Raw genomic sequence first — 22,775 nt, 5'->3', positions numbered from 1 at the left:
TGCCCTCGGCACCGCCGTCGGCGGGACCCTCGGCGCCGCCGTCAGCGCCGCCGTCCTGCACGCCGGGAGTGCCCTCGGCACCGCCGTCGGCGGGACCTTCGGTCTCGGACTCGCTCATGGAAGTCTCCTTCAGCTGGGGCCCGTTGCGGACCGCGGGGAGCGGTGCCGTGCGGCACCGTTCCTTCTGTATAGCCCCCCACCGGGAGGGCCCGCACCCCCGGAAGGGCGAACTCTTGCCACCCCGGGGCCTTCCGGGCCACACTCCGCTGACCCAGACCCGTGGGAGCGAGTTGGACGTCGAGGACTACCGAGCGGCACGGCGTACGCGCCTGGTCGGGCTCGCGACCGACCTCGGCGTGCCCGCGGACGAGGCCGGGTCGGTGGTGGACCGGGTGATCGAGGCGCAGCGGCGGCGGATCCTGCGCGCCGACGACCCTGACGACGTCGTCGTGCCGGCGTTGCGCGAGGAGGTCCTCGGGCGACCGCGCTCGCGTCTCGTGCCTGCCGTGATCCTCGCCCTCGCCGCGGTGGTCGTGGCCGCCTTCGCCCTCGCGCTCGTGCCGGACCCGGACGAGCGGCCCGACGACCCGCCCGTCCGCACCGCGACCGTGCCCTCGCTGCTCGGCCTCACGACCGAGGAGGCCACGTCCCTGCTCGTCCGCAACCACGTCGCGGTGGCGGTGCGGGCCGTGCCGCAGTGCAACCCCGCCGGCCAGGTGCTGGGGTCGGTGCCGTCGATGGGCACCACGGTCACGAGCGACGAGGTGGTGACCGTGATCGCGACGGCCGCGCCGACCTGGACGTGCCCCGACGACGAGGGTGCCCGCGACACCGCGTGGGCTCTCCTGCGGTTCCTGCTCTCGGGCACGGCCCGACCGGACTTCGCCGACACGGTCAGCGTCCACGTCGACGGCACGCAGGTCGGCGCCGTCAGGTCGACGGACCTCGGCTCGTCGGGGCTGTGGCGCACCGTCGTGCGCGACCCCGTCGTCCAGTACGTCGCCCGCCCGGCGCCGAACGACCTCGGTCAGCCGGTCGTGTCGGTGACCCCACGTCGCGGGCCCAGCCCGACGACCTGCGGCCGTCCCAGCGCGAGGCCGCTGCGGGTCGCGGGCCGCTCGACGAGGATCGTGCTGACGGCCGGTGGCCGGGCTGACGTCCGGGGCTGCGGACTCACGATCGACCTCGTCGAGGACGGCCGCGGCCGGGTCGCGGCCGTCGCCCTCGCCGGGCCCTGACCGCCCGTCCGGTCCGTCAGTCGCGGGTGGCGGCCTCGAGGGCGGCGCGCAGCTCGTCGGCGCCGACCCGCTTGGCGGTGCCACCGGACCACTGGCCGTCGGTGCTGCCGTCGTAGGGGAGGCCGTAGGCGGGGGTGTCGGGCTGGAAGCGCCAACCCTCCGCGAGCGGCCCGGCGTCGACGACGTCGTAGCCGATGCGGTCGAGCAGCGCGGTCGCCGCGTCCTTGGCCGCCGGGTCGTCGCCGGCGATGGCGAGCACGCTGCGCTCCTCGCTGCCCGCCTCCGCGTCGGGACGGGCGAGCGTGGCGAGGTGCTCGAAGTAGATGTTGTTGAAGACCTTCACGACGCGGGCGCCGGGAAGGGTGCGGGCGGTGAGCTCGCTGGCGGTGGTCGAGCCGTCGTCCAGCGCGGCGATCCGTCCGTCGCGCTCGGGGTAGTAGTTGCCCGTGTCGAGCACGACCTGGCCGTCGAAGGCGTCGACCGGCAGGTCGCCGAGCGCCTTGAGGGGCACGGTGAGGACGACGAGGTCGCCGTCGGTGGCCGCCTCCTCCGCGGTCGCGGCGCGGGCGTGGTCGCCGAGGTCGGCGACGAGGTCGGTCAGGGTCTCCGGACCCCTGCTGTTGGCGATGACGACGTCGACGCCCGCGTCCACCGCGAGGCGCGCGACCGTGCTGCCGATGTGTCCTGCTCCGACGATTCCCAAGGTGGTCATGCTCGGCACAACGGCGTGCCGGTCACGAAATGTTCCGCGCGGCCGGGCCCGGCTTGGTCCACGCGATCGTGTGGCGGAAGGCGAGGCGGTGACGCATCGTCGCGCCGGGCAGGACCGTCGCCACCCGCCGCGCCAGGTCGTCGTAGGTCATCGTGGGCTCGCGCACCGGGAACGACGGGGGCTGCGGACCGGAGCGGTCGACGCGGGGGTGCTTGGCGAGGCCGATGAGCGGGTTGGTCACGATCGAGGCGGCGTCCCAGACATGGTCGCGCACCGACGCGGGCGGGGCGAGCCCGACGACCAGCAGCCGTCCGCCCGGGGCCAGCACGTCGCGGACGTGCTGGAGGGCGGCGTCGACGTCGAGGTGGTGCAGCACCGCCACCATCGTCACCAGGTCGAGCGGTCCCTCGACCTCGGTCCAGTCCCGGTCGTCGACCCGGACGCGGGGGAGGCCGGCGCACCGGGCGCGGGCGGCCGCACGCATCGCCGGGTCGGTGTCGACGCCGACGACGCTCGCGAAGCGCGGGGCGAGCGCGGCGAGCAGGCCGCCTCGCCCGCACCCGACGTCGAGCGCCGTCCCGCGCCGCTCGGGCAGGTGTGCGAGCACCCAGGGGTGGAAGTGGTCGTTGTGGCTCCACGGGTGGCGGGCGTTGACGCGCGCCATCCCACGCGCGACGCGCCCGCCGGCGAAGGTGCGTGTGAAGGTCCGCAGCGACATCAGGTCGAGCGCCACTCGTCCGCGAGCTGCGCGAACACCAGCTGGGTGACCCAGGCGCCCTTGAAGTGGACGGCCTCGGCGTGGCGCGCCTCCTGCCGGAAGCCGAGCCGGCCGAGCAGCCGGACGGAGGCCTCGTTGCCCTCCACGACGACGGCGCTGACCCGGTGGAAGCCGAGGTCGTCGAAGGCCAGGCGCAGCACCGCGCGCGCGGCCTCCTCGGCGTACCCCCGGCCCTGGGCGTCGCGGGCGAACGCGAAGCCGAGCTCGCCCTGCGCCTCCGAGGCCCACTTGAGCAGCACCTCGCCGACGACGCGGCCGGTCTCGCGCACCTCGACGGCGAGCACCAGCCACTGCCCGGGCGCGAGGAGCTCGGTCTGGGTGAGCTTCACCCGCAGCGTCTCCTCGGTGGCCGCGCGGTCGCGCACCGGCCACGGGACGAAGCGGACCACCTCGGGGTCGCCGTGGAAGCGGGCGAGGTCGCCGAGGTCGTCGAGGCGGTGCGCGCGCAGCACCAGCCGGTCGGTCGTGATCGGCAGCGCGACGTCGAGGCCGCTCACAGCGTGAAGTGGCCGGGCGCGAGGCTGCGGAGCACGCAGAACTCGTTGCCCTCCGGGTCGGCGAGCACCGTCCACGACTCCTCGCCCGACTGGCCGATGTCGGCGCGGGTCGCGCCGAGGGCCAGGATGCGCTCGACCTCGTCCTCCTGCGTGCCGTCGACGGGGGAGACGTCGAAGTGCACCCGGTTCTTGGTGACCTTCTCCTCCGGCACCTGCGCCAGGAAGAGCGTCGGTGCCACCGGCCCGGACCGGACGGCCTCGAGCAGCTCGCGGTCGTCGCGCCCGGCCGGCCCGACCTCGACGAGCCCGGGCTCGCGGTGCAGCACCACCCAGTCGAGCACCGCGCACCAGAAGTCGGCCAGGCGGTCGGGGTCGTGGCAGTCCAGCGAGATCTCGGTCAGTCGGGAGGCCATGGGTTGATCCAACCCCCACGATGGAGGGGTGTTCAACCGCAAACCTCCGTCCGTCAGTGCGTCCGAGGGCGCCCGAGCCGCCGCCGAGGGCAGGGTCGTCGTCTACTGGCGCCGGGGCTGCACCTTCTGCCAGCGCCTCCACCTGGTGCTCGGACGCCGGGTGCGCGACGTGGTGTGGGTCGACGTGTGGGCCGACCCCGAGGCGTCGGCGTACGTCCGCGGCGTCAACGGAGGCGACGAGGTCGTCCCGACCGTGGTGATGGACGGTGTCCCGCACACCAACCCGTCGCCCCGCACGGTCATCGGGGCGCTCTGAGCGACCTAGCGTGCGTGCTCGACCGCGATCGCGGCACCGAGGCGGGCGTTGTGCTCGACCAGCGCGATGTTGGCGGTCAGGGACGCGCCCGAGGTGATCTCGACGATGCGGCCCAGCAGGTAGGGCGTGGCGTCCTTGCCGCGGATCCCGAGGGCGTCCATGTCGCCGAGCGCCTGCTCGATGATCGCCCCGATCTCGTCGGCGGGGATCTCCGACTCCGCGGGGATGGGGTTGGCCACGACGACGCCACCCGCGAGCCCGAGGTCCCACTTGGCGCGCATCAGCGCCGCGACCTCCGCCGGCGAGTCGACCCGCATCGGGGCGCCGAAGCCCGAGGAGCGGGAGTAGAACGACGGGAACTCGTCGGTGCCGTAGCCCAGCACCGGGACGCCGAGGGTCTCGAGCTTCTCCAGCGTCAGGCCGATGTCGAGGATGCTCTTCACGCCGGCGCACACGACCGCGACCGAGGTGGTGGACAGCTCGGTGAGGTCGGCCGACACGTCGTACGACGTCTCCGCGCCGCGGTGCACCCCGCCGAGCCCGCCGGTCACGAACACCTCGATGCCGGCCAGCGCGGCCAGGCGCATCGTCGAGGCGACCGTCGTCGCGCCGTGCAGCCCGCGCGAGACGACGTAGGGCAGGTCGCGGATCGAGACCTTCATGACCGAGTCGTCGGAGGCGAGCAGCTCGAGGTCGTCGACCGACAGGCCGATCGTCGGGCGGCCGTGCAGCACCGCGATCGTCGCCGGCACGGCACCGCCGTCGCGGACGATGCCCTCGACGGTGCGCGCCATCTCGACGTTCTGCGGGTACGGCATGCCGTGGCTGATGATCGTGCTCTCCAGCGCGACGACGGGCTGCCCGGACGCGAGCGCGTCACGCACCTCGGAAGTGATCGTCAACATCGGTGACCTCTCTCGGAGTCGGGGGGTCGAGGACGGACATCGCCTCGGCCAGGTCGGGGCGGACGGTGAACGGGCTGGTGACCGTGGCTGCCGCGGCCCGGTGGCCCTCGCGGGCCGCCTCGACCGGGTCGGCTCCGCGCAGCCAGGCGGTGATCCAGCCGGCGAGCATCGCGTCGCCGGCACCGGTGACGTCGACGACGTCGACCGGGATCGCCGGCAGGTGCACGGGCCGTGCGCCCTCCCGGCAGACGTAGGACCCGCGGGCGCCCTCGCGCAGCCAGACGTGCTCGACGCCGCGGTCCCAGAGGTCGTCGACCGCTCCCCACGGGTCGCCGGTGCGGCCGACCAGGGCGCCGACCTCGTCGGAGTTGGGGGTCACCAGGAAGAGCTCGTGCACCTCGTGCGCGAGTCGCCGGGCCTTGGCCACCGACACTGGCTCGAGCACCACGGGGACACCGGCGTCCGCGGCCGCGGCGCGCACCTTCGCCACCTGGGCGGGTGCGAGGTTGCCGTCGACGACGACGAGCGCGGCGTCCGCCAGGTGCAGCGTGTCGAGCTCGAGCGCGTCGACGACCGCCATGTCGGACACCGCCGAGACCAGCTCGCCGTGGTGGTCGAGGACGGCGGTGTAGGTGCCGGTGCGGGCGTCCGGCACCCGGCGCACGGCTCCGACGTCGACGCCGCAGGCGGCGGTCACACGCAGCACCTCGTCGCCGAACGCGTCCTGGCCCACGACCGACACCAGCCGCACGGGCGCGCCGAGCAGGCCCAGGCAGGCGGCGACGTTGCGGCCGACGCCGCCGGGCGAGAGCCGGGTGGTGCCGGGGTTGCTGGTGGCCGGCACGAGCGGGGTTGCGGTGCGGGCGACGACGTCCATGTTGGTCCCGCCGACGACCACCACCCACTGGTTCACGCGCAGATCCTGACAGAGCGCCGTGGCGGGGCTACGGTCGGGAGGTGATCTGGATCACGGGGGCCGTGCTGGCGTCCGTCGCCGTGGTCGCGTGGCTCGACCGGCGACAGCGCCGGCGCGACGCAGAGGACCGGGCCCGGCCCGGCGTGCCGGTCCGCCGCGGACAGCCACGACGGGGCGTGGGTGGCCTCGGTGAGGCGCCCGCGACGGTCCACCACCGCCTCGGCGGCTCCCGCAGCGACGACTGACCGGTCAGCCGTCCTCCCGCCGGACTACCGGACGGAGGGCTGGGAGGGAGCCGATCAGATCTCGTCGTCGACGTAGGTCGGTGCGGCCACCCGCCAGCCGGCGATGGCGAGCGGCACGGACGTGAGCGCCAGCAGCACCAGCACGAGGTCCCAGTCGCCCGTGGCGTCGTGGATGAGCCCGACGACGAACGGCCCGATCGCGGCGAGGGCGTAGCCGACCGGCTGCACGAAGCCGGAGAGCTGGGCCGTCACCGAGGGGTGGCGGGTGCGGGCGGTGATGAGCGCGATGGCGGTGGGGAAGGCCAGGCCCGACAGCCCCAGTAGCAGCGCCCACAGCCACGGGACGGTGGCCGGCGCGACCAGCAGGCCGGCGTACCCGAGGGCGAGCAGGACCCCGAACGACACCGTGAGCGGACGCAGCCCGCGGCCGCGGGCGATGACCGTCGGCATCGCCAGCGCGCCGATGATGCCCATGCTCGACAGCAGCGCCTGCAGCGCGCCGGCGTGCGAGGCGGACAGGCCGGCGTCGCGGTAGATCTGCGGCAGCCAGCCGAACTGCACGTAGGCGTGCATCGACTGAACGCCGAACAGGACGGTCAGCGCGACCGCGGTCGGCGAGTGCACCACCCGGCCGGTCGGGGCCTCCTCGTCGACCTGGTGCTCGGCGGGGGAGCGACGCTCGCGCAGCGCCAGCCAGCCCCAGACCGGCAGTGCGAGGAGCAGCAGCACGCCCCACATCCCGAGGCCGGTCCGCCACGAGCCGGTCGACTCGGTGACCGGAGCGGTGGCCAGCGAGCCGATCGTGCCGCCGACGACCAGGCCGGTGCCGTAGACGGTCATCAGCACGACGGTGTGACCGTGGGCCTTGATCCAGGCCGGCACCAGCACGTTGCCGACGGCCATGCCGGCCAGGGCGACGACGGAGAGGAGCAGGAAGACCGGGACGCTGTCGGTGGTGACCCGCAGCAGCAGCCCGGCGGCCGCGGCGACCAGGCCGATCGTGATGCCGGCGGTCATCCCGACCCGCCGGGCGAACCCGACCGCGAGGGCGCCGACGACCCCGAAGCACAGGCCGGGCAGCCCGGTCATCGCGCCGGCGACCCCGGCGCTCATCCCGAGGCCGTCGCGCACCTCCTCCAGCACCGGGCCGGGAGACGACGCGCCCGGTCGGAGGTTGACCGAGACGAGCACGACCGCCGCGACGAGGACGGCGTACGGGACGGCCCGGGCGGCCTTCTGCGTCGGGGTGGCGGGGTCGGTCGGGGCGTCAGCGTCGGGCACGTGCACCGAGCCTAGGCGCGAGCAGCAGCACCCCGAGGACGAGGGTCGCGACCACGACGAAGCTGGTGGCGGTGCCCTGGTCGCTGGCGCGGCGCAGCAGCATGCCCCCGACCAGCGTCCCGAGCCACACCACCACGCCCGAGCGGAGGGCCGCCGGCGGTCGCCGGAGGAGGGTGAGCACCCCCCACGCGAGGAGCGTGCCGGCGAGGAACGGCCACGCGGTCGTCCACCAGCCGCCGAGGCTCAGCGAGCCGTAGTGGCTCAGCCGGCCCACGACGGCGAAGAAGGCCACCAGCACGAGGTCGATCAGCAGCCACATGCCCATGAGCCTAGGCACCGCGCGGCTACCCTCGGCCCATGAGGTCCACGGTGCACTGGGGGGTGGCCCACGGGCTGCCCATGCTGCTGCTGCGGCGCGCCGCCGACCGGGGCGACCTCCACGCCCGGCTGGTGCGGGTCGGGGCGACCGGCTCCGACGAGGCCTTCGACCTGGTCGAGCAGATCCGGGCGGAGGGCCCGCTCTACCGCTCGATGCTGGGGTACGTCGCCACCAGCCACGCCGCGGTGCGCCAGGTGCTGACCAGCGACGACTTCCGCACCGGCTTCCCGACCGACCGGGGTCGGGTCGGCACGGTGGCCCGGTGGGCTGCGCCGCGCACGCTGCACCCGGTCGAGCCGCCGTCGCTGCTGGTCACCGAGCCGCCCGACCACACCCGCTACCGCCGGCTGGTCACCCGTGTCTTCACCATGCGTGCCGTCGAGCGGCTGCGCGAGCGCACCGAGGAGATCGCCGCCGACCTGCTCGACCGCCTCGAGCCGCGTGCGCACGACGAGGTCGACCTCGTGGAGTCGTACTGCGCGCAGCTGCCGGTCACGGTGATCGCGGAGATCCTCGGCGTCCCGGAGCACGACCGGCCGCGCGTGCTCGAGTTCGGCTCGGCGGCCGCGCCGAGCCTCGACTTCGGCCTCGGGCTGCGGCGCTACCGCTCGGTGACGCAGGCGCTCGCGCAGTTCGACGCCTGGCTCGGACGCCACCTCGAGCAGCTGCGTCGCGTGCCCGGCGACGACCTGCTCAGCGAGCTCGTCGCGGTGCGCGACGAGGGCCGCGGCCTCGACGAGAGGGAGCTCAAGGCGACCGCCGGACTGGTGCTGGCCGCCGGGTTCGAGACCACGGTCAACCTCCTCGGCAACGGCATCGCCCTGCTCCACGACCACCCGGAGCAGCGGGCGCGCGTCGTGGCCGACCCGGCCCTGTGGCCCAACGTCGTCGAGGAGGTGCTGCGCCTCGACCCGCCCGTGCTGCTGACCGCCCGGATGGCGCAGGCCGACACCGAGGTCGCCGGCAACGCGGTGCGGTCGGGGTCGATGGTGACCGCCGTCCTCGGCGGCGCCAACCGCGACCCGGCGGTCTTCGCCGACCCGCTGCGCTTCGACGTCACCCGCGACAACGCGCGCGACCACATCTCCTTCTCCTCCGGGCGCCACCACTGCCTCGGCGCGCAGCTGGCGCGGATGGAGGGTGACGTGGGCCTGCGCGCGATCTGGGAGCGCTACCCCGACCTGCGGCTCGAGCCCGGTGCGCGTCGCCGGGAGACCCGCATCCTGCGCGGCTTCGAGACCCTGCCGGCGACGCTCAGGCCCTGACGCCCGGCTCGGCGGTCCCGGTCTGAGTCCCGGTCCCGGTCTCGGTCCTGGTCTCAGTCGAAGAAGCGGCGGTCCATCGCCACGATCCAGCGCCGGCGCGGGTGCTCGGTGATCGACCACAGCCGGTCGGTGGAGGGCCAGTAGCTGAGGTCCTCCGGACCCATCGGCAGCGCCCACTTGTGCACCTTCATCGAGCCCGGCTCGCCCGCGCACACCGAGCCCGGCATCCACGGGCCGTGCGACACCGTCACGTGGTAGCGCCCACCGGCGATCACCGCACCCTGCATCTGCCGCACCCCGCCGTCGTCGAGCGCGAGGGGGCGCGAGAAGCCGTCGTCGCCGGTCGCCAGCTGCCAGGTGGCGGGGTCGAGCGGGTAGCGGGCCAGGCGCGTGGTCGCGCCGGCCCGGGCGGCGTACTCGCCCGCGATGAGCGCCGGCGGGTCGGAGCGGCGGTCGAGCGACATGAAGGAGTAGCGCAGCCGTTCGTGCCCCTCGTCGGTGTGGGCGCGGTAGGTCGCGCGCACCGGGAGCACGTAGCGGTGGCCGTAGGAGTGGAGCGTGGTGCCCTCGATGCCGAAGCGGTCCGGGTGGTCGTCGTTGCCGGGCACCCGCATGATGTCGTCGACGCGTGCCGTCACGAAGCCGCGGTTGGTCGCCGCGACGTGGAGCCACGGGCCCGCCCACACGATGCCGCCGGCGTGGACGTTCAACGGCTTCAGGCTCAGCGCGCCGTCCTTGCCGAAGCCGGCCTGCACGAGGAGCACGTGGCGGTAGCGCCCCGAGTCGAGGTCGACGAACGTGACCCGCGAGCCGCGCTTCACGCCGTCCCTGCCCGTCGAGTACCACGTCGCGACGACGACCCGCCGCCCGTCGATGTCGCCGGTGTCGGAGGAGTCCGCGCTGGTCGAGATGCCCTGGGGGTACCAGAGCTCGTCGCGCTCGTCGTAGGGGTCCCACCGGTGGGCCTCGCGCACCGCCCGCCCCAGGAGCCGCGGCACCCGCGAGCGCCGCAGCGGCCACTTGAGGTCGTCGAGCAGCCCGCCCAGCCCCGCCGGCTCGCCCAGCAGCGCCGCCAGCGCCTCGATCTCCGCGGCGTCCTCGTCGGTCCGCTCGAGGTGCACGCCCTGCACGTACGCCGGCTCGCCCGCCGTCGGCCCCGTCCACCCGCCTCCTGGCTCCATGTCCCGAACATAGCCACGGGCTGCCGCCCTCCGCCCCACCCCGACGGGATCCGGGTGCGGTCCCGGACCCGACATACCCTGTGCCAGGTCCGGGCGCCGTCACGCGCGCGATGCGGCACACCACGTACCACCACGACCGCCCACCGGCGCCGGGACGTGGACCGGTCTGTGTCGGTACCGGGCTGGGAGCCGGGGGAGAATGCCCGCGTGAGGGCGATCTTCTTCGACGAGGACGACGCGCGGGCGGTGGTCGCGCGGCTCGTGGCCGACGGGTTCGAGGCGCGGGTGGAGCGTGAACGGCTGGCGGGCGAGGACGACGACGAGGACCACCCGTGGGCCGTGCTGAGCGACGCGCCGGCGTTCATGCTCGAGGTGCTCGTCGACACCCACGACGGGTGGCTCGACCACGACGACGGCGCCCCCGTGGAACAGACCGCCCCCCTGCCGCCGTTGGACCTGCCGACGGCGCCGAAGACGATCAAGCGCCCCGACCTAGGCTGAGGACATGACCGACCGCCACATCCTGCTCGTCCACGCCCACCCCGACGACGAGTGCATCGGCACCGGCGCCACGATGGCGCGCTACGTCGACGAGGGCGTCGGCGTCACGCTCGTGACCTGCACGGCCGGCGAGATGGGCGAGGTCCTCGTGCCCGAGCTGTCGTACCTCGCCTACGAGAACGACGGCGGCCTGGGCGAGCACCGCCGGGGCGAGCTCGACGAGGCGATGGCGGTCCTCGGCGTCACCGACCACCGCTTCCTCGGCGGCTTCGGCCGCTTCCACGACTCCGGCATGGCCTGGCACGCCGACGGTCACGCGATCCCGGCCGAGGAGATCCCCGACAACGCGTTCTGGACCGCCGACCTCAACGAGGCCGCCGACGAGCTCGTCGAGGTGATCCGCGAGGTCCGCCCGCAGGTGCTGGTCACCTACGACGAGTTCGGCAACTACGGCCACCCCGACCACATCCAGGCCCACCGCGTCGCGATGTACGCCGCGCAGCTGGCCGCCGTGCCGTCCTACAAGCTCGAGCTCGGCGAGCCGCACGACGTCGCCAAGATCTACTGGACCGCGATGAGCGAGTCGCGGATGCGGGAGAGCCTGCGCGAGCTGCGCGCCTCGGGCGACACCGAGACGTTCAAGGGCATGGAGCCCGACGGCAAGCTGCCGCCGTTCGTGACCCCCGACGAGCTGATCAGCGCGCGCGTGGACGGCTCCGCGACCGTGGAGCGCAAGATGGCGGCCCTCCGCAAGCACGCCACCCAGGTCGAGCAGGACGGGCACTTCTTCTCCGGCGCCGAGAGCGGGCACTCCGCCTGGTCCGACGAGTACTACCGCCTGGTCAAGGGCACCCCCGGCAAGGCCGGTGACGACGGGTTCGAGGAGGACCTCTTCGCCGGTCTGTGAGGCCGTCGGTGAGGGCGCTGCACGTCCTCCTCGCCCTGCTCGTCGGAGGGGTCTCCGGCGCCGCCGGCACGGTGCTCCACCGCGAGTGGTGGGGCCTGGGACTGGCCCTGGCCACGGGGCTGGTCGTGCTGGCGTGGCTGCCGCCGGGGAGCGTACGGCTCGCGTTCGCGCTCGGGTGGTGGGTGCCGGTGCTGCGGGGGTCGCTGTCGCTTCCCTCGGGCGGGTTCCTGATCGCCTCCGACGCCCTCGGCTGGTCGTTCCTCACCGGCTCCGGGGTGCTGCTGGTGGCTGCGCTCCTCACCGTCGCCTCGGGCCCGAGGACCGGTCCGGAGCCGCCGGGCTGACGCGCCGCGGATCGCGGACTTCGCGCTCGGCCGACCTAGAATCCCCGCGTGTCGAAGAAGCCTGAGCGACCCGCCGACCAGCCCCGTGACAAGGCGGGCGCGTCCGTCGTCGGGTGGCTGCTGCTGGGCCTGGTGGTGCTCTTCGGAGGGGCGTACGTCGCCGCCCACTACGTCGCCGGCGACCGCGTGCCGCGCGGCACGACCGTGGCCGGCGTGCCGATCGGCGGGCACCCCCAGGGCGAGGCGGCGGAGCGGCTCCGGGCGGGGCTCGCCGACAAGGTGGCCCGCCCCATCGACACCACCGTCGACGGCGAGCCCGTGCCGGTGGACGCGGCCGCCGCCGGCCTCGGCGTCGACTACGAGGAGTCCGTCGCCTCGGCCGGCGGCGAGGAGAGCTGGGACCCGGTCCGGCTGTGGAACTACTTCACCGGCGGCGACGCGTTCGACGCCGAGGTGACGGTCGACGACGCCGCCTACAACGCCTACCTCGCCACCCTCGACCAGCAGCACGGCGCCGAGGCGAAGGACGGCGCGGTGGCCTTCGACGGCGAGGAGATCAGCACCACGCCGGCGGTCACCGGGCGCGCGCTCGACCCGAGCGACACCCTGGCGTCGCTGAAGGCCGTGTTCCTGGCCGACGACCCCGCCACGGTCGCCCTCGAGACCACCGACGTGGTTCCCGCGATCGACGACTCCGACGTGCAGGAGGCGCTCGACACGTTCGCCTCGCCGGCTGTCGCGGCGCCGGTGAGCATCGACTTCGAGGGCTCGACGGTGAAGGTGTTCCCGGCCGACTACACCGCGGCGCTCAGCCTCGTGCCGACCGACGGCGAGCTGGTGCCGACCCTCGACGCGGCGAGGCTGTCGGAGGCCGTCGCCGGCAAGGTGACCACCGGCGCGCCGGTCGACGCCACCGTCCAGCTCGTCGACGGCCGCCCCCGCGTCATCCCCGCCAAGCCGGGTGTGACCTTCGACCAGGCGCAGCTCGAGGCGGGCTTCCTCGACGTCGTCGCGCAGCCGCAGGGTCAGCGCACCCTGACCCTCGACGCCCAGGTCGCGCAACCGGAGTTCACGACGAAGGAGGCCCGGGCGCTGCAGGTCAAGGAGCAGGTCTCGAGCTTCACGACGTACTTCCCCTACGCGGAGTACCGCAACGTCAACATCGGCCGGGCCGCCGAGCTGATCAACGGCACCCTGCTCGAGCCGGGGGAGACCTTCTCGCTCAACGACACCGTCGGTGAGCGCACGGAGGAGAACGGGTTCACCGAGGGCTACATCATCAACGACGGCATCCTCGTGCAGGACCTCGGCGGCGGCGTCTCGCAGATGGCGACCACGACGTTCAACGCGATGTTCTTCGCCGGCCTCGAGGACGTCGAGCACAAGCCGCACTCGTTCTACATCGACCGCTACCCCGTCGGCCGCGAGGCCACCGTCGCGTGGGGCGCGGTCGACCTGCGCTTCCGCAACGACACCCCCTACGGCGTGCTGATCCAGGCTGACGTGACGCCGTCGACGCCGAGCTCGTCGGGGGTCGCGACGGTGAGCATGTGGTCCACGAAGTACTGGGACATCACCACCACGACCGGCGAGCGGCACAACCTCACCCAGCCGAAGACGCGGCGCATCGACACCCTGAAGTGCCACCCCAACACCGGCTACGGCGGCTTCGACATCGACGTCGTGCGCTACTTCGAGCCCGTCGGCGCCAACACCGAGCAGCGCGACCCCGAGACCTTCAGCACGACCTACATCCCCAGCGACACCGTCATCTGCACCAACCCCGACGCCACCGACGGCTAGGCCGCCGGCGGCGCCGGAATCGGTCGGGAGTCCGCGGCAGGCCGTGGGAGTCCGTGGCGGGGCCTACGGCGCCAGCCGGTGGAGGTCGCGCGGGAACGGCGTCACCTCACGGATGTTCGCCGCCTCCACGAGCCGTCCGACCCAGCGCTCGAGCCCGATCGCGAACCCGCCGTGCGGCGGCATGCCGTGGCGGAACGCCTGGAGGTACGCCGCGTGCGTGGCCGGGTCCTCGCCGCGCGCGAGCAGCGCCGCCTCGTAGTCGGCCGCGCGGTGCAGGCGCTGCCCGCCGGTGACCAGCTCGAGGCCGCGGAAGAGCAGGTCGAAGCTGTTGGACCACCGCTCGTCCCCGCCCTCGGTGGTCGAGGTGCGAGCGGAGCGAGCCTCGAGGCCAGCCCCGGTCCATGGGTGCGTGTAGAACGGCCGCTTCGCCATCGGGTAGCCCTCGACGGCGACGAAGTCGCTGCCGTGCTCGGCGAGCGCCCACGCGCCGAGCGCCCGCTCGTGCTCGGGGGCGAGGTCGGGCTCGTCGTCCGGCGCCCCGGCCAGCGCGAGGGCGTCGGCGAAGTGGACGACCGGCACCTCGTCGGGCACGACCGGCAGCCGTGCCCCGGCGCGTACGACGGCGTCCTCCCGCTCGGCGACCGCAGCCACCATCCCGGCGAGCACCTCGCGCAGCACCGCCAGCACGTCGCGGTGGTCGCGCACGAAGCCCAGCTCGACGTCGAGCGAGCGGTACTCTGCGAGGTGCCGGACCGTGTCGTGCGGCTCGGCGCGGAACACCGGGCCCACCTCGTAGACGCGCTCGAGGACGCCGACCATCTGCTGCTTGTAGAGCTGCGGGCTCTGGGCGAGGTAGGCCGGGCGGCCGAAGTAGTCGACCTCGAAGACCGTCGAGCCCGACTCGGTTGCCGTGCCGACGAGCTTCGGCGTCGCGATCTCGGTGAAGCCGAGGCCGTCGAGGGTGCCGCGGAAGCCGCGCAGCGACGCGGCCGCCAGCTCCCAGTGGGCGCGCTGCGCCGGGTGGCGCCACAGCACGGGCGCGTGGTCGAGCAGGGTGGGCAGCGACACGTCGAGCGTCGGGCGCCACAGCTCGGCGGGCGGGGTGAGGGCGTCGTCAGTCAGCGCCTCCACCGTGGCCGCCGTGACCTCGACGCCACCGGGTGCCTGCGCGGTGGCGGTGGCGGTGCCGGTGACCCGCACGGTCGTCTCCTCCGGCGGGACGGAACGTCCCGCGGGCAGCACCACCTGCGCCAGCCCGCTCCGGTCGCGCAGGACGAGGAAGGTGACCCGGGCCAGCTCACGCCGGCGGTGGACCCAGCCCTCCAGGACGACCTCCGTCCCGGGCGTCGCGGCGGGCAGGTCGTGGCAGAGCGTTCTCATGTCGTCCTCCAGGTGGGTGGAGCCCTGGAGGTGTGGGCGGGGGCCAGATCGCGGTGCCACCACACCTTCGCCGGTGGTCCACCGGCCTCTCGTCGGTGACGCCGGACGCGCGGACGGGCGCGGCTCTGCGCTCCGGCGGACCGGGGCGCAGGGGGTTCGTCAGGCCCCACGCTCGTCGGGCGCCATCGTGCGCCACGCCTCGCCGCCGCGGCAACCGGGTATCGGCCCCCTAGGCTCCGCGCATGCTCGTGCACCTGCGCCTGACCGTCCCCACGGAGCTGAGCGCCGAGGTCGTCGCGCTCCTGGAGGACGAGCACCGCTCGGCCAACCTGACCGTGCTCGTCGGGGCCTCGCGCTCGCCCGCGGGCGACCTCGTGGAGTGCGACGTGGCCCGCGAGCTGGCGGGCGAGGTGCTCGACCGGCTCCGGGCGCTCGGCCTGCCCGACGTCGGCGGCATCGTGGTCACGACGCCGACCGCGACGCCGTTCGCGGCCGCCCGTCGCCTCGAGCGCACCGCGCCGGGTGACCCGGAGGACGCGGTGATCTGGGAGTCGGTGATCGACGAGTGCTGGTCCGCGAGCCGGCCGACCGTCTCGTTCCACGTCTTCCTCGCCCTCGCCACGCTGCTGGCCGCGATCGCGGTGATCACCGACTCGTCGGTGCTGGTGATCGGCGCGATGGTGGTGGGCCCGGAGTTCGGCACGGTCGCGGCGATCGCGACGGGCCTGGTGTTCGGCCGGCCCGGACTGACGTGGCGCGCGCTCCGGCTGCTGGTGCTGAGCTTCGCCCTCGCGATCGCGCTGGTGACGGTGCTCGCCCTGGTGGCCTCGCTCACCGGCCTGGTGAGCGCCGACATGGTCACCCGCCCGCGGCCGCAGACCGGCTTCATCTGGCATCCCGACCGGTGGTCGTTCATCGTCGCGCTCATCGCCGGGGCGGCTGGGGTGCTGGCCATGACGACCGCCCGCGCCAACGCCATGGTCGGGGTCTTCATCTCGGTCACGACCGTGCCGGCCGCCGGCAACCTGGCGCTCGCGATCGGCACCTGGGCGCCGTCGGAGATGCGCGGCTCGGTCGCCCAGCTGGGCGTCAACATCGCCGGCATGGTCATCGCCGGCGTGGTCGTCCTCGTCCTCCAGCGGCTGTTGTGGGACCGGGTGCTGCGGGCCTCGCAGCACCTGTTCAGCCGCTCGTGAGCTCCAGGTAGCGGTTGGTGTGGTGGGTGCGGAACCCCAGCCGCTCGTAGAGCGCGAGGGCGCCGTCGTTGGCCACCTCGACGTGCAGCAGCGCCGTCCGCGCGCCCTTCGAGGCGCCCCAGTCGACGAGCTCGGCCAGGACGTACGTCGCCAGGCCGCGGCGCCGCTCGGCCTCGTCGACCTCCAGGCCCTCCACGAGCAGCCAGTCGCCGGACAGCACGCCCCGCCCGCGGGCCAGGCCCTCGCCGAGGACCACGGTGGCGTCCGACGGCGACTCCTCCCAGCGCGACGGCAGGCCGACGTCGAGCCCGCGGGTCGCCCGGGCGAGCTGCGCGACGGGCGCGAGCTGGGCGTGGGCGTCGCCCGATCCGGTCGGCGCGAAGCCGACGGAGGCCAGCCGCTGCTCCTCCTCGCCGCCGAGGCGGACCTGGGCGAGGGCCGCCTGGTCGAGCGCAGCGTAGAACTCCCGGACCCGCCACGCGGCGTCGGCCCAGCCGATGCCGGGGTCCTCCATCGCGAGCACCGAGTTGCCGCGGCGCCGGAGCCGGCCGCCGTGCGGCGGGGAGGCCCGCAGCGTCCAGGTGCCGAGCGGCTCGGTCGTGACCTGGGACCACAGCGCCTCGACGTGGCGCTCGACCTCCGAGGCGGTCACCCGCGCGCGCACCGCCGCCCGCGGCGGCACCGGCTTGCCGGTGACCACGTCGGCCAGCGCCACCCGCACCGGGCCGTGGCCGTCACGGTCGATCGTCATCGCGTCGGCGTCCCAGGCGGTGCAGGTGCCGAGGACGTCGCTCGCGCGCCCGTCGGGGAGCAGGTGGCGGACCACGACGCGCTGCCCGACCACGTGCGGACCGAGGGCGTGCCTGCCCACGGGCTGGGGCTCCGGCGTGTCGTCCACGGCTCGGATACTAGAGTGGCGCCACCTCGGAACCGATCCGTGCCCATCCGTCTTCAGGAGGACCTGGTGACCTACGTCATCGCCCAGCCGTGCGTCGACCTCAAGGACCGCGCGTGCGTCGACGAGTGCCCCGTCGACTGCATCTACGAGGGCAAGCGGATGCTCTACATCCACCCCGACGAGTGCGTCGACTGCGGTGCCTGCGAGCCGGTCTGCCCGGTCGAGGCCATCTTCTACGAGGACGACACCCCCGAGGAGTGGAAGGGCTTCTACGACGCCAACGTCCACTTCTTCGACGACCTCGGCTCGCCCGGTGGCGCCGCGAAGATGGGCGTCATCGACGCCGACCACGCCCTCGTCGCCGCCCTGCCCCCGCAGGAGCACGACGAGTGAGTGACCTTCCGCTGGTCGAGGAGGTCGCGCAGCGACCCTCACGAGACCACCGGAAGGTCTCGCAGCGACTCCCGGACTTCCCCTGGGACAAGCTCACCGCGCACGCCGCCACGGCCCGCGCGCACCCCGACGGCATCGTCGACCTGTCGGTCGGCACCCCCGTCGACCCGACCCCCGAGGTCGTGCAGGGTGCGTTGCGGGCCGCGGCCGACTCCCCGGGCTACCCGACGACCATCGGTCTGGAGGCCACCCGGCAGGCGGCGATCGACTGGCTCGCGCGGCGCCACGGCGTGAGCGGGCTCGGCCTCGACGGCGTGCTGCCCGTCACCGGCTCCAAGGAGCTCATCGCCTCGATGGCGCTCCACCTCGGGATCGGACCCGGCGACCTCGTGGGCTACCCCGCCCTGGCCTACCCGACCTACGAGGTGGGTGCGGCGCTCGCGGGCGCCGACAGCCTCGCCACCGACTCGCTCACCGCGTTCGGCCCGCGCACGCCGCGGCTGCTGTGGCTCAACAGCCCGGCCAACCCGAGCGGGCGGGTGCTGCCGCTCGACCACCTGCGCAAGGTCGTCGACTGGTGCCGCGAGCGCGGCACCGTGCTGGTCTCCGACGAGTGCTACATCGAGTGCGCGTGGGAGGGGGAGCGGCCGCTGTCGGTCCTCGACCCGCAGGTCAACGGCGGGTCCCTCGACGGGCTGCTCGCGGTCCACTCGCTGTCCAAGCGCTCCAACCTCGCGGGCTACCGCTGCGCCTTCCTGGCCGGCGACCCCGCGCTCGTCGGGGAGCTCCTCGCGGTCCGCAAGAACCTCGGGCTCCAGATGCCCGGTCCGCAGCAGCGGGCGATGGTCGCCGCGCTCGACGACGACACCCACGTCGAGGAGCAGCACGCCCGCTACGCCGCCCGCCGCGCGGCCCTCAAGGCCGCGCTCGAGGCGGCCGGCTTCCGCATCGACCACTCCGAGGCCTCGCTCTACCTCTGGGCGCAGCGTCGGCCCGACGGGGTCCACGGAACCGGCGAGGACTGCTGGTCCACCGTCGCGTGGCTGGCCGAGCGGGGCATCCTCGCCGCACCCGGCGACTTCTACGGCGCCGCGGGCCGGCACCACGTGCGGGTGGCGTTCACCGCCACCGACGAGCGCGTCGCCGCGGCCGTCGGGCGCCTCGCCGGCTGACCCCGCTCGTCCGGGCTGGGGTGCACCCGGCAGAGTGGTCGCGGACCAGTCGACGAGCGCGGAGGTGCGGACGATGCGGGTGACGGTGATGGGCACCGGGACGATGGGCGCGGGCATGGCCCGCTCGCTGCTGCGGGCGGGCCACGAGGTCACGGTGTGGAACCGCACCGCCGAGCGCGCGGAGCCGCTCGCCGCCGACGGAGCGCGGGTCGCCACCGACCCCGCCGAGGCCGTCGCCGGCGCGGAGGCCGTCGTCACCATCCTCTACGACACCTACTCGGTGCTCGACGTGATGGGCGGGGTCGACCTGCCGGCCGGCTGCGTGTGGGTGCAGTGCGCCACGATCGGCATCGACGGCACGCAGCGGGTCGCCTCGCTCGCCCACGAGCGGGGCTGGCTGCTGCTCGACGCGCCCGTCCTCGGCACCAAGGCCCCGGCCGAGCAGGGCGCGCTCGTCGTGCTCGCCGCGGGTGACGACGCCGCCCTCGAGGCGGCACGTCCGGTCACCGACGCCATCGGCGCCCGGGTCGTGCGGGCCGGCACCGACCTCGGCGCGGGCTCCCGGCTCAAGCTGGCCTGCAACGCCTGGGTCGCCTCGCTCACCGCCGCCCTCGGGCAGTCGGTGGCCCTGACCGAGGGCCTCGGACTCGACCCGCGGCTGTTCCTCGAGGCGATCGAGGGCGGCGCGGTCGACGCGCCCTACGCCCACGTCAAGGGCGGCGCGATGATGTCGGGCGACTACGCCCCGTCGTTCGCGGTCGACGGGGTCGTCAAGGACCTCGGGCTGATCCGCGACGCGGCGCGGGCCTCCTCGGTCGACGACCGGCTGCTGTCGACGGTGCTCGAGCTGTTCGAGGACGCCAGCGACGACGGCCACGGCGGCGACGACATGGCGGCGGTCCGCACCGCGTTCTGACGGCTCGTCGGGCCTGGTCGGCCGTACCGGTCGCCAGCGCCGTGCGGGCCCTCGGCGGACCCGGTTACCCACTCCGGGGGATGCGCCCCGGTGCCGTGCGTTCCTAGCGTGGGGCGACCAGCACGCCGTCGGGACGGAGCCCGCATGAACCACCGCACGCCGAAGCCCAGGCGCGTCCTGACCACGCTCGCCGCCGCGTTCGCCGCGGGCCTGTCCGCGCTGTCCGCGGCGCCGACGCCCGCAGGCGCCGCCTCCAGCCCTGCCGTGGCAGCCGCGCCCGCGCACGCGCGCCCGGTGGCTGCGCGCGCCCGCGCGCTCGACGGTCGGATCGCCTTCGTCCGCGACGGGCAGGTCTGGTCGATGTCGCGCTGGGGCGGCGACGTGCGCAAGCTGACCTCGTCCGGCACGAACTCCCACCCCCAGTGGTCGCCCGACGGGCGCCGCATCGCCTACCTCCACGAGGCGGACGGCCGGCGCGACATCTGGGTGATGGCCTCGGGCGGCTCCCGCAAGCGGGCAGTCACCACCACTGGCGACGTCACCAGCGACGGCGCGACGTGGGCACCGGGCGGCGAGCGGCTGGCGTACGCCGACTCGCTCGGCCAGCTGGTGACGATCGGCTCCCGCGCCCCCTACGGGCCTCCCGAGCACGCCCTCAGCTACCGCACCGGCGGGTTCTGCGACGAGGGCGACACGGGCAGCCGCGACCCCGTGCCGGTCACCCGCTACCTCTCCTGGTCGCCCGACGGCCGGATCGCGGTGGTCAACCGCTCCGACTGCTACTTCGACGACCGCCTCGACCACTACTACGTGGCCACGCAGGAGCTGCGCCAGTACGACGCCTCCGGTGCCGACTGCTGCGGCTACCGCGAGTGGAGCGACCTGTTCTGGGGTCCCGACAGCCAGTTCGGCTACACGCTCAAGGACACCGGCCAGTACGGCGAGGACGTCGACGCCCCGCTCCACATCGTCTACCCCGGCTTCCGCTCGCTCGACGGTGACACGGGCGGCGCGCCGTCGCCGTCCGGGGCGTTCCTGGCGCTGTCGACCACGCGCGACGGCACGCCGGTGGTGGTCCGCGCCCGCGCCGACGGCTACGGCCGCAACGTGCTCGCGGTCGGCTCGCAGCCCGACTGGCAGGTGCTCCCGCGCTGAGCGCCGCTCCGATCGGTGGCCTCAGTCGAAGACGTCGACGTGCACGTGGTCGCGGTGCAGGAGGATGGCCCGGTCGCCGCTCGAGGACGACGGCACCCGGTACTTCCTCCAGCCCTCGTCCGAGCCCGCCTGCCAGATCCGGCCGTCGAAGATGACGGTGCGGATCGCGAGCCGCTGGGCGTTCGCGACCAGGTAGCTCGCCATGGCCCAGCCGCGCTTGCGGTTGTCGGCGTTGATCGGCCGGTAGAAGATGTCGATCGCGCGGCCCTCGTAGTGCGCCGAGCCGGCCATGTGCCCGCTCGAGACACCGCCCGGCTCGAAGCCACCGAGCGACTGCGGCCCGAAGCGCTCCTCGATGTCGGCGCGCACCGCCACCGCCCTGGCCACCAGTCCGCTGTCGTCGAGGACGTCGCCGGCCTCCTCCACGTCGTCGGGCACCTCGCACGAGAAGGCGCGCGGTGAGTTCCCGGTCAGCGCCGAGGCGAGGGCGCGGCCGTCCTCCTCGTGGTCGGCGTACGCGGAGGGGAACGCCGAGCGCTGCACCTCCTGGGCCGCGACGGTGATCTCCATCGTCTCGTAGCCCTCGACCTTCTGCAGCGCGTCGTAGAAGGCGTTGGTGGCGAAGACCGGGTCGGTCAGCTGCGCGACCGTGCCCCACCCCTGCGACGGGCGCTGCTGGAACAGGCCGACGGAGTCGCGGTCGCCGTAGTCGATGTTGCGGAGCTTGGACTCCTGGTAGGCGGTGGCGAGGGCGATGCTGGCCGCGCGGGCCGGCAGCCCGCGCCGGATCGAGACGGCGGCGATGAGGGAGGCGTTCTCCGCCTGCTCGACGTCGAGGTCCACGGTCGTGCCGCCGACCTCGGCCGTGCACCCGGTCGTGCCGACCAGCGGCAGGTCGGTGCGGTCGACCACCACGACGGCCGCCGCGGCCGCCCCGAGCACGACGACACCGGCGACGGCGGTCGTGCGCAGGGAGGGCATGGTCGTGGCTCGCGGGGTCGGGGTCAGGGTCGGGGTCGGGGTCGGATCGTGGGGGTCAGTTGGCGTGCAGCGCGGCGTTGAGCGCGATGCCGTCGCCCTTCCACGGCACGGCCTCGACGGCGCCCGTCACGGAGTTGCGGCGGAACAGCACGTTGTCGGCGCCCGAGAGCGTCGCGGCCTTGACCACCTGCGGCTTGCCGTCGAGGTCGGTCACGCTCACCTTGGTGCCGGCAGTGACGTAGCAGCCGGCCTCCACGACGCAGTCGTCGCCGAGCGAGATGCCGATGCCCGAGTTGGCCCCGAGCAGGCACCGCTCGCCGATGGAGATGGTCTCCTTGCCGCCGCCCGACAGCGTGCCCATGATCGAGGACCCGCCCCCGACGTCGGACCCGTCGCCGACCACGACGCCGGCCGAGATCCGACCCTCGACCATGGAGGCGCCGAGCGTGCCGGCGTTGAAGTTCACGAAGCCCTCGTGCATGACGGTCGTGCCCTCGGCGAGGTGGGCACCAAGGCGGACCCGGTCGGCGTCGGCGATCCGGACGCCGGTGGGCAGGACGTAGTCGGTCATCCGGGGGAACTTGTCGACCCCGAAGACCTGGACGACGTGGCCCGGCACGACGGTGCGCAGCTTGGCGCGCACCTGCTCGAACCCCTCGACCGCGCACGGTCCTGCGGAGGTCCACACGACGTTGGCCAGCAGGCCGAAGATGCCGTCGAGGTTCACGCCGTGCGGCTTGACCAGGCGGTGGGAGAGCAGGTGCAGCCGCAGCCAGACGTCCTCGGTGCTCGCCGGGGCGGCGTCGAGGTCGTCGATCTCGACGAGGCGCACGACGCGGGTCGTGCCGCGCAGGTCGTCCTCGCCGCCGTCGAGGTGCGCGAGCTCCTCGGACGGTCCGCCCTCGGTCGCGCCGAGGACGGGGGAGGGGAACCACGCGTCGAGGACGGTGTCGCCGTGCAGGGTCAGCAGGCCGTAGCCGGAGGCAGCAGTCACCCCTCAAGC

Annotated in this window: 26 protein-coding genes; 13 read left to right on the top strand and 13 right to left on the bottom strand. The window is 74.2% G+C overall.

Annotation, left to right across the window (positions count from 1 at the left end; all coding sequences use genetic code 11):
- Nucleotides 1–290 precede the first annotated feature (290 nt).
- Nucleotides 291–1,238: a PASTA domain-containing protein gene (locus tag ACFFJG_RS05035; protein ID WP_378517504.1), complete on the top strand. Its 948-nt coding sequence runs from the start codon at nucleotides 291–293 to the stop codon at nucleotides 1,236–1,238.
- A 16-nt stretch (nucleotides 1,239–1,254) separates the two neighbouring features.
- On the opposite strand, the gene ACFFJG_RS05030 is transcribed toward ACFFJG_RS05035, so the two are convergent.
- The 4 genes from ACFFJG_RS05030 to ACFFJG_RS05015 are packed head-to-tail and all read right to left on the bottom strand — an operon-like array spanning nucleotide 1,255 to nucleotide 3,638.
- Nucleotides 1,255–1,950: an NADPH-dependent F420 reductase gene (locus ACFFJG_RS05030; protein ID WP_378517503.1), complete on the bottom strand. Its 696-nt coding sequence runs from the start codon at nucleotides 1,948–1,950 to the stop codon at nucleotides 1,255–1,257.
- A gap of 22 nt (nucleotides 1,951–1,972) precedes the next feature.
- Nucleotides 1,973–2,668 carry a class I SAM-dependent methyltransferase gene (locus tag ACFFJG_RS05025; protein ID WP_378517502.1) on the bottom strand — a complete coding sequence of 232 codons (696 nt, stop codon included), beginning with the start codon at nucleotides 2,666–2,668 and terminating at the stop codon, nucleotides 1,973–1,975.
- The gene (locus ACFFJG_RS05020) at nucleotides 2,668–3,225 is read right to left on the bottom strand and encodes a GNAT family N-acetyltransferase (protein WP_378517501.1); all 558 of its coding nucleotides are present in this window, start codon (nucleotides 3,223–3,225) and stop codon (nucleotides 2,668–2,670) included. The genes ACFFJG_RS05025 and ACFFJG_RS05020 overlap by 1 nt, the downstream gene beginning before the upstream one ends.
- Nucleotides 3,222–3,638: a VOC family protein gene (locus ACFFJG_RS05015; protein WP_378517500.1), complete on the bottom strand. Its 417-nt coding sequence runs from the start codon at nucleotides 3,636–3,638 to the stop codon at nucleotides 3,222–3,224. The genes ACFFJG_RS05020 and ACFFJG_RS05015 overlap by 4 nt, the downstream gene beginning before the upstream one ends.
- A 28-nt stretch (nucleotides 3,639–3,666) precedes the next feature.
- Here ACFFJG_RS05015 and ACFFJG_RS05010 point away from each other — a divergent pair, with 28 nt between their 5' ends.
- On the top strand, nucleotides 3,667–3,954 hold the full coding sequence (locus ACFFJG_RS05010) for a glutaredoxin domain-containing protein (protein WP_378517499.1): 288 nt from the start codon (nucleotides 3,667–3,669) through the stop codon (nucleotides 3,952–3,954).
- Nucleotides 3,955–3,959: 5 nt separating this feature from the next.
- Here ACFFJG_RS05010 and ACFFJG_RS05005 read toward each other — a convergent pair whose 3' ends face one another.
- Nucleotides 3,960–4,859 carry a pseudouridine-5'-phosphate glycosidase gene (locus ACFFJG_RS05005; RefSeq protein ID WP_378517498.1) on the bottom strand — a complete coding sequence of 300 codons (900 nt, stop codon included), beginning with the start codon at nucleotides 4,857–4,859 and terminating at the stop codon, nucleotides 3,960–3,962.
- Entirely contained in the window at nucleotides 4,831–5,772 is a 942-nt protein-coding gene (locus tag ACFFJG_RS05000) for a carbohydrate kinase family protein (protein WP_378517497.1), read from the bottom strand. The genes ACFFJG_RS05005 and ACFFJG_RS05000 overlap by 29 nt, the downstream gene beginning before the upstream one ends.
- Nucleotides 5,773–5,816: 44 nt before the next feature.
- On the opposite strand from ACFFJG_RS05000, the gene ACFFJG_RS04995 reads away from it, so the two are divergent.
- Nucleotides 5,817–6,020: a hypothetical protein gene (locus ACFFJG_RS04995; protein WP_378517496.1), complete on the top strand. Its 204-nt coding sequence runs from the start codon at nucleotides 5,817–5,819 to the stop codon at nucleotides 6,018–6,020.
- 54 nt (nucleotides 6,021–6,074) lie between these two features.
- Here ACFFJG_RS04995 and ACFFJG_RS04990 read toward each other — a convergent pair whose 3' ends face one another.
- Together ACFFJG_RS04990 and ACFFJG_RS04985 are read right to left on the bottom strand one after the other, a co-directional pair.
- Nucleotides 6,075–7,301, bottom strand: a complete 1,227-nt coding sequence (locus ACFFJG_RS04990; protein WP_378517495.1) for an MFS transporter — start codon at nucleotides 7,299–7,301, stop codon at nucleotides 6,075–6,077.
- Nucleotides 7,288–7,620 (bottom strand): DUF3054 domain-containing protein, encoded by a 333-nt coding sequence (locus ACFFJG_RS04985; protein ID WP_378517494.1) that lies wholly within the window; start codon nucleotides 7,618–7,620, stop codon nucleotides 7,288–7,290. The genes ACFFJG_RS04990 and ACFFJG_RS04985 overlap by 14 nt, the downstream gene beginning before the upstream one ends.
- A gap of 38 nt (nucleotides 7,621–7,658) precedes the next feature.
- Between ACFFJG_RS04985 and ACFFJG_RS04980 the strand changes: the two genes are divergently transcribed.
- The gene (locus tag ACFFJG_RS04980; protein ID WP_378517493.1) at nucleotides 7,659–8,945 is read left to right on the top strand and encodes a cytochrome P450; all 1,287 of its coding nucleotides are present in this window, start codon (nucleotides 7,659–7,661) and stop codon (nucleotides 8,943–8,945) included.
- Nucleotides 8,946–8,998: 53 nt separating this feature from the next.
- Here the strand turns inward: ACFFJG_RS04980 and ACFFJG_RS04975 are convergent, their stop codons facing one another.
- Nucleotides 8,999–10,126 (bottom strand): hypothetical protein, encoded by a 1,128-nt coding sequence (locus ACFFJG_RS04975; RefSeq protein ID WP_378517492.1) that lies wholly within the window; start codon nucleotides 10,124–10,126, stop codon nucleotides 8,999–9,001.
- Nucleotides 10,127–10,333: 207 nt separating this feature from the next.
- On the opposite strand from ACFFJG_RS04975, the gene ACFFJG_RS04970 reads away from it, so the two are divergent.
- Genes ACFFJG_RS04970 through ACFFJG_RS04955 form a run of 4 tightly spaced genes read left to right on the top strand, consistent with a single transcriptional unit; the run spans nucleotide 10,334 to nucleotide 13,681 of the window.
- Nucleotides 10,334–10,627 carry a hypothetical protein gene (locus ACFFJG_RS04970; protein ID WP_378517491.1) on the top strand — a complete coding sequence of 98 codons (294 nt, stop codon included), beginning with the start codon at nucleotides 10,334–10,336 and terminating at the stop codon, nucleotides 10,625–10,627.
- Between the two features lie 4 nt (nucleotides 10,628–10,631).
- Nucleotides 10,632–11,534 (top strand): N-acetyl-1-D-myo-inositol-2-amino-2-deoxy-alpha-D-glucopyranoside deacetylase, encoded by a 903-nt coding sequence (gene mshB, locus ACFFJG_RS04965; protein WP_378517490.1) that lies wholly within the window; start codon nucleotides 10,632–10,634, stop codon nucleotides 11,532–11,534.
- A gap of 8 nt (nucleotides 11,535–11,542) precedes the next feature.
- Complete coding sequence (locus ACFFJG_RS04960; RefSeq protein ID WP_378517489.1) at nucleotides 11,543–11,878, top strand: hypothetical protein; 336 nt, start codon at nucleotides 11,543–11,545, stop codon at nucleotides 11,876–11,878.
- A 48-nt stretch (nucleotides 11,879–11,926) separates the two neighbouring features.
- Entirely contained in the window at nucleotides 11,927–13,681 is a 1,755-nt protein-coding gene (locus ACFFJG_RS04955; protein ID WP_378517488.1) for a VanW family protein, read from the top strand.
- Nucleotides 13,682–13,744: 63 nt separating this feature from the next.
- Here ACFFJG_RS04955 and aspS read toward each other — a convergent pair whose 3' ends face one another.
- The gene (gene aspS / locus ACFFJG_RS04950) at nucleotides 13,745–15,061 is read right to left on the bottom strand and encodes an aspartate--tRNA(Asn) ligase (protein WP_378517487.1); all 1,317 of its coding nucleotides are present in this window, start codon (nucleotides 15,059–15,061) and stop codon (nucleotides 13,745–13,747) included.
- Nucleotides 15,062–15,303: 242 nt separating this feature from the next.
- Here aspS and ACFFJG_RS04945 point away from each other — a divergent pair, with 242 nt between their 5' ends.
- Nucleotides 15,304–16,257 (top strand): DUF389 domain-containing protein, encoded by a 954-nt coding sequence (locus ACFFJG_RS04945; RefSeq protein ID WP_378517486.1) that lies wholly within the window; start codon nucleotides 15,304–15,306, stop codon nucleotides 16,255–16,257.
- Here ACFFJG_RS04945 and ACFFJG_RS04940 read toward each other — a convergent pair.
- Nucleotides 16,244–17,155: a GNAT family N-acetyltransferase gene (locus ACFFJG_RS04940; protein WP_378517485.1), complete on the bottom strand. Its 912-nt coding sequence runs from the start codon at nucleotides 17,153–17,155 to the stop codon at nucleotides 16,244–16,246. The two genes, ACFFJG_RS04945 and ACFFJG_RS04940, sit on opposite strands and share 14 nt — an antisense overlap.
- A gap of 66 nt (nucleotides 17,156–17,221) precedes the next feature.
- Between ACFFJG_RS04940 and fdxA the strand changes: the two genes are divergently transcribed.
- From fdxA to ACFFJG_RS04920, 4 genes are all read left to right on the top strand, one after another.
- Nucleotides 17,222–17,548, top strand: coding sequence for a ferredoxin (gene fdxA, locus ACFFJG_RS04935; protein ID WP_121138392.1), 327 nt, complete (start codon nucleotides 17,222–17,224; stop codon nucleotides 17,546–17,548).
- On the top strand, nucleotides 17,545–18,720 hold the full coding sequence (gene dapC / locus ACFFJG_RS04930; RefSeq protein WP_378517484.1) for a succinyldiaminopimelate transaminase: 1,176 nt from the start codon (nucleotides 17,545–17,547) through the stop codon (nucleotides 18,718–18,720). Before fdxA ends, dapC begins: the two co-directional genes overlap by 4 nt.
- Nucleotides 18,721–18,754: 34 nt before the next feature.
- Nucleotides 18,755–19,636, top strand: coding sequence for an NAD(P)-dependent oxidoreductase (locus tag ACFFJG_RS04925; RefSeq protein ID WP_378517483.1), 882 nt, complete (start codon nucleotides 18,755–18,757; stop codon nucleotides 19,634–19,636).
- Between the two features lie 144 nt (nucleotides 19,637–19,780).
- Nucleotides 19,781–20,791: a TolB family protein gene (locus ACFFJG_RS04920; protein ID WP_378517482.1), complete on the top strand. Its 1,011-nt coding sequence runs from the start codon at nucleotides 19,781–19,783 to the stop codon at nucleotides 20,789–20,791.
- 21 nt (nucleotides 20,792–20,812) lie between these two features.
- On the opposite strand, the gene ACFFJG_RS04915 is transcribed toward ACFFJG_RS04920, so the two are convergent.
- Nucleotides 20,813–21,772, bottom strand: a complete 960-nt coding sequence (locus tag ACFFJG_RS04915; RefSeq protein ID WP_378517481.1) for a VldE C-terminal domain-containing protein — start codon at nucleotides 21,770–21,772, stop codon at nucleotides 20,813–20,815.
- 55 nt (nucleotides 21,773–21,827) lie between these two features.
- Nucleotides 21,828–22,766, bottom strand: coding sequence for a 2,3,4,5-tetrahydropyridine-2,6-dicarboxylate N-succinyltransferase (gene dapD, locus ACFFJG_RS04910; RefSeq protein ID WP_378517480.1), 939 nt, complete (start codon nucleotides 22,764–22,766; stop codon nucleotides 21,828–21,830).
- Nucleotides 22,767–22,775 lie beyond the last annotated feature (9 nt).

The sequence above is a fragment of the Nocardioides zeicaulis genome (genome assembly GCF_042432345.1).
GTDB classification, from domain to species: domain Bacteria; phylum Actinomycetota; class Actinomycetes; order Propionibacteriales; family Nocardioidaceae; genus Nocardioides; species Nocardioides zeicaulis.
Note: the sequence above shows the minus strand (reverse complement) of the source record. Positions and strands in the feature narration are given on the sequence as shown.